This is a genomic window from uncultured Nitrospira sp., assembly GCA_902500695.1.
Lineage (GTDB): Bacteria > Nitrospirota > Nitrospiria > Nitrospirales > UBA8639 > Nitrospira_E.
On the sequence record CABVRQ010000101.1, the window covers coordinates 6,480 to 11,887 of the forward strand.

Consider the following 5,408-nt stretch of genomic DNA (forward strand, 5'->3'; position numbering starts at 1 on the left):
TAGTCGACATTGGCATCCACACAAAACCCGCAGGTATAGGGACACCCCATGCTGCCGATCATCGGCACGACTTTAAAAGACGTGGGCGCCTTGGCAATGGTCGGCTCCACGAATTTCCAGCGTTCCTTCACTCCCGGCAACTCCGTCGGCTGGCGAGCCGCTGCGAGCTGGACCCCAAGAGGACGATGCTGCGCACAATCCACCAGAATATCCTGAATCAGGGTTTTGTCGGTAAATCCTACAACATAATCAAAATACTTGGCCGCATCCTGCGGATAGCTCCGCGCATGAGGCCCGCCTAACACCGTCACGGCTCCGCGAGATCGAAACATCTGACTAATCGCATAGGCGGTCAGCGCCGATCGGGTAAACGCGCCGATGAACACAATATCCGTCTCGTCCAATAATTCCTGTTGAAGATCTTCGCGGCCGGTGTAGCACACAAACCGCACTTGATGGCCCAATTCCTCACACCACACCCCGACGACCTGCGGCATAATGCTCGCCAGATTTTGATTCATCACCCGGGCATAGAGGGAATTTGTGGGACCTTTGGTGACCAAGTCCAATATTGTCACCCGACGTGGGCGCATGCACAACCTCCTAAAATGGGATACCTGAAATTCTGGGTGGGGGGGAAAGCGGAGTCTCCTGAAGCTTCCCTACCGTAAAGGAAATTCTGTAATGAGGTCAAGGAAAACCAGTTGCATTAGGACCGATCTTCCTGTACGGTTTTGTAAGAATCGACCGTCTCGCAGGATCCAAGCCATTCTCCGGCTGTTCTGGCCGGTGCCGTAGCCCAAACCTCCTCAGACCGGCCTCGATACGCAACCTCAGCATAGAACAATGTCGTTCGTGCTGCGTCTGGCTGTGCCCCAACAAAGGAACCGACTGTCATGCCGAATCAAAAACGCCGAAAAGACCTTCGTAACGTCGCCATTATTGCTCACGTCGATCATGGCAAAACAACTTTAGTGGACGCCCTGCTGAGGCAAACCGGCGCGCATATCTTCAAAGAAGGCGAAGCCGTCATTATGGATTCGAATCCATTGGAGAAAGAACGTGGGATTACTATTTTTTCGAAAAATGCGTCCCTCCTCTTTAAAGATACCCGCATCAATCTCGTTGATACGCCCGGCCATGCCGACTTTGGTAGTGAGGTCGAGCGAATTCTGCGAATGGTGGACGGCGTGCTCTTGCTCGTGGACGCCTTTGATGGCCCGATGCCCCAAACCAAATTCGTTCTAAAAAAATCATTGGAACTGCATCTCAAACCCATCGTGGTGATCAACAAAATCGATCGGCCCAGCGCCAGGCCTGAAGAAATCGTGAATCAGACCTTTGATTTGTTTTGTGAACTCAACGCGACCGACGAACAATTAGATTTCCCCATTGTCTACGCCTCCGGCAAAGAAGGCATCTCCACACTGGATCTGAATGATCCTGCCGTCGACATGAAGCCCTTATTGGACACCATCATCCATCGGGTCTTGCCGCCAGTGGCTGATCCTGAGCAACCATTTCAAATGCTGGTGACCATGTTGGAATATGACTCCTATATCGGTCGTGTGGCTGTGGGACGGATTGTCCATGGCATGATTGAAGTGGGCAATCAGATCGTCGCTGTCAAACGGGATGGCACCATTTCCCGAGGCAAGGTCACCAAGCTCCTGGCCTATCAGGGTCTCACCCGGGTCGAAACCAATTCCGCCCAAGCCGGGGACATTATTTCCCTGGCCGGGCATCAAGATGTTCGGGTAGGAGAAACCTTAGCATCTCCTCAAAACCCGACTGCCTTGCCGACCGTCAACGTTGATGAACCGACGATTTCCATGAACTTCTCTCATAACACCAGCCCCTTGGCCGGAAAAGACGGGGGGCGCTTCCTCACGTCGCGACACATTCGGGAGCGCCTGGCTCACGAAGCCATGATGAATGTGGGAATTAAAGTGGAGGAGGCCGACGGTGGCGAGCGATTTACCGTCTCGGGTCGAGGCGAACTCCATTTGTCCATTTTAATCGAAACCATGCGTCGTGAAGGGTTTGAATTAGAAGTATCCCCCCCCAAAGTCATTTACAAAGAGATGGACGGTGAAACTCTGGAACCCGTGGAACTCGTGGTCATTGAGGTCGACCCCGGTTATCAGGGTGCGGTCATCGAAGCGCTCGGCAGCCGGAAAGCCGACATGAAAGATCTGCGGATCAGCGCCGTCGGCACCGTCCGCATGGAATTCCACATTGCCTCGCGTGCCCTTTTAGGATTTCGCGGTGAATTATTGAGGATGACCAGAGGAAGCGGAGTCATGTCACAAATTTTCTATGAATACCAGCCCTTTAAGGGAGAGATTCCTCATCGTTCGACTGGAGTGCTCATTGCTCATGGTCCTGGACAAGCCGTGGCCTATGGACTCTGGGGTCTTCAAGACCGTGGAGAAATTTTCCTCCATCCTGGAGTCGATATTTACGAGGGCATGCTGGTTGGGGTCAACAACAAAGGCAACGACCTTGTCGTGAATGCCCTTCGCGAGAAAAAACTCACCAATATTCGAGCGTCTGGAACCGATGAAGCCATTCACCTCATTCCGCCACGGGAAATGACCCTGGAATTCGCGTTGGAATTCATCGAAGATGATGAACTGGTCGAAGTGACTCCCAAAAATGTGCGCCTTCGAAAACGCTACCTCACCGACAACGAACGCCGGTCGGCTCGCAACATGTCCAAGAAGGCTCAATGAGCTCCGTCTTTTTCTCATTATTGATCTGACATGTTGGCCTCGCCCTCATTAAACCGTGGCGGCGAGGCCCATGGCCCTTCTCTCCGATTTAACCCGCAAAGCTTGGGAACAAATGGACTGTTCGACTTGCTCGGATAACCATTGAACAGACCTTATGCAAGACACCTTACCCTGGAGGTCTTTCTCCAGAGTCCTTCCAGTAAAGGCTTGCGCGAACTTCTGTTGCACTCCCTATCATCAAGGAAGACCGGCTCATCTTCTTTTCAGGCGCATGATTGCCTTATTCGCTATAAGATTTTGCATTCTTAGGCGTTTTCTCCCCTTAAGTACTTTCCTCTTTCATCATTTTTACGTATAATTCAGGCCCACCGTCCAGCCGGGAAAAAGCCTTCCTTGGTAAGGCCTAGCACCCGAGAGCAGTCCATCCCATTGTGGAGCAGGCATGAACAACATTTTTTTCAAGGGACATGGCTTGGGGAATGACTATATTGCCCTCGACCCGGCCAAAATGTCTTTTAAATTAACACCGCGAACCATCAGGGCTCTCTGCGATCGGCATTGGGGGGTGGGAAGTGACGGCATTCTCGCGCTCGGACCATCAAAAAAAGCCGACTTTGGTCTACGCATTTATAACCCTGACGGGAGTGAAGCGGAAAAGTCCGGTAATGGACTACGAATTTTCGGCTGCTACCTGTACCACACCAAGCAGACGAGGAAAAAACACTTTACCGTCGAGACCAAGGGCGGTTTGGTTGAAATCCATTTGGAACTCAATGGTCATGGGTACGTGAATGGGGCCACCGTTGACATGGGACGAGCCTCGTTTCAACCCATTTCTCTCCCCTGCACCTTACGGGTGCCGGAATTGATTCAACAGCCGGTGAAGGCCGCAGGCCAGTCTCTCCGGTTTACCGGGGTCAGCGTTGGAAACCCGCATTGCGTGGTGTATAAGAAACAGGAAGAACAATGGACACGCCAGGATCTTCTGGAAATCGGCCCTGAACTGGAAAACCATATTATTTTCCCGAAACGAACCAATGTCCAACTGGCCGTTCCCTCCGGACCTCGGGCCATTTCTATCTTGATTTGGGAACGGGGTGCGGGAGAAACACAAGCCTCGGGATCCTCTGCCTGTGCGGCTGCCTGTGCCGGAGTACGGTTGGGATTAGTGAAAAGCCCTGTGCGTGTAAAAGCCCCTGGAGGAACATTGGATATTACGGTCGATCCCCAATACAACATTACCATGAAGGGACCCGTCACCGAGGTGGCCAGAGGGGAAATTAGTCAAGCTTTCATAGACGGCCTTCGCTGAATAAAATGTTATCCATGCCCCACTCGTAGGCCAGTCCTCTGAGTTACCTTCTGCCCCGTTTGGATTAACTCTCAAGCCCTCGAAAATATATCAGCCTAATCTCCAGGCCATACGCGATTAGCGAGTCCCGACATATAATTGGTCTCAGAGTCAGGCATTTATCGGGTGCTCTATTCACGAACCGAGTCCAAACCCGAATGGATACGAGAACGGTGTTGACAGATACCGGGTTAGGTTCATGCACCCGCTAACTCGTGGGGAATGGGAACTTCAGGCATTCTTTGGTAGCTAAATTTCTTTTTTAGGGATAAGATCGGCTGTTCCATCACATGCCAGGAAACCATTGCGATAAAAACAGAAATCGTCGAATACAAGATGAACTGAACCCATTCTGATGCTGGAACTTCCACCCCCGTTCTCTCTGCAATGGTGAGTGCTATCTTTGGCACGAACCAATGGTACACATACAGGCCGTAGCTAATCTTCCCCAGGTACTGCAGAAACGACATATCTAGAACCCAACCAAGAAGGCCACGAAACCCTATTGCGGCATTGCCAATGACCCACATGAAGACTAGACCAGCCCCCAATTCTCCAAGGATAAATTCTACAGTGGATGGGAAACCTGCAAGTTTTGCCGTAAGGACCACGAACAGCGCAGTTAGGCCTGTGAGAAAGAACATCCAGAGATTTCGAACATATCGACCACACACGAGGCTTCTTTGAGCGTAAAGGATAGCTAAGACTCCACCTGCCCCTAACGTATCGAGATGACTTGGAGTAAGCATGCTAGCTTGAAAGTGCGTTAAATCAACACCGATAAACACCAGACGAGATCCCACTCCCAGAACCATCGTGAGGATCATGGTCGACAACAACAATTTATCGGGAATAAAAAAGATGAATAGCGGCCAAAGCAAATAGAACTGTTCTTCAACGGCCAGTGTCCATAAGTGCGGTCCAAAACTGAAATCCCCAAGAATCGCAAAGTGAATATTCTGTACATAGAGAATGAACCACCAAACGTATTGTCTTAATTCCTCTGAAAAAATTAATCCTACGGTTAAGGAAACATAGAAAACCGGAAATAAGCGAAGAACTCGACGCATGTAAAAATGCCACGCAGTTGTCGCTATAGTGATGCTACCTGATCGAATCCCGCCACGTGCGTTCAATAGAATCCCCGTTATCAGAAATCCGCTTAGCACAAAAAATAATCGTACACCCAGATCGCCGAGTGGGACTGTCGATACTAAAAGGTGACCTTGAGGGAAAAAATGTTGTACGAATACGCCAAATGCAGCCAGCGCGCGCAAGCTATCAAGTTGCGGCAAATAAGGCAGTGAGCTGTTAATTATTCT

The 5,408-nt window shown here is 50.7% G+C and carries 4 protein-coding genes; 2 read left to right on the plus strand and 2 right to left on the minus strand.

Annotated features, from left to right (window positions below; all coding sequences use genetic code 11):
* Positions 1-593: hypothetical protein (locus AAH187_RS17205; RefSeq protein ID WP_342349715.1), on the minus strand; the 593-nt coding region annotated here is incomplete at its 3' end.
* Between the two features lie 303 nt (positions 594-896).
* Between AAH187_RS17205 and typA the strand changes: the two genes are divergently transcribed.
* Together typA and dapF are read left to right on the plus strand one after the other, a co-directional pair.
* Positions 897-2,735: a translational GTPase TypA gene (gene typA, locus AAH187_RS17210; RefSeq protein WP_342349716.1), complete on the plus strand. Its 1,839-nt coding sequence runs from the start codon at positions 897-899 to the stop codon at positions 2,733-2,735.
* Between the two features lie 442 nt (positions 2,736-3,177).
* Positions 3,178-4,047, plus strand: coding sequence for a diaminopimelate epimerase (gene dapF / locus AAH187_RS17215; protein ID WP_342349717.1), 870 nt, complete (start codon positions 3,178-3,180; stop codon positions 4,045-4,047).
* A 236-nt stretch (positions 4,048-4,283) separates the two neighbouring features.
* Here dapF and AAH187_RS17220 read toward each other — a convergent pair.
* The coding region (locus tag AAH187_RS17220) for an acyltransferase (protein ID WP_342349718.1) at positions 4,284-5,408 on the minus strand (1,125 nt) is incomplete at its 5' end.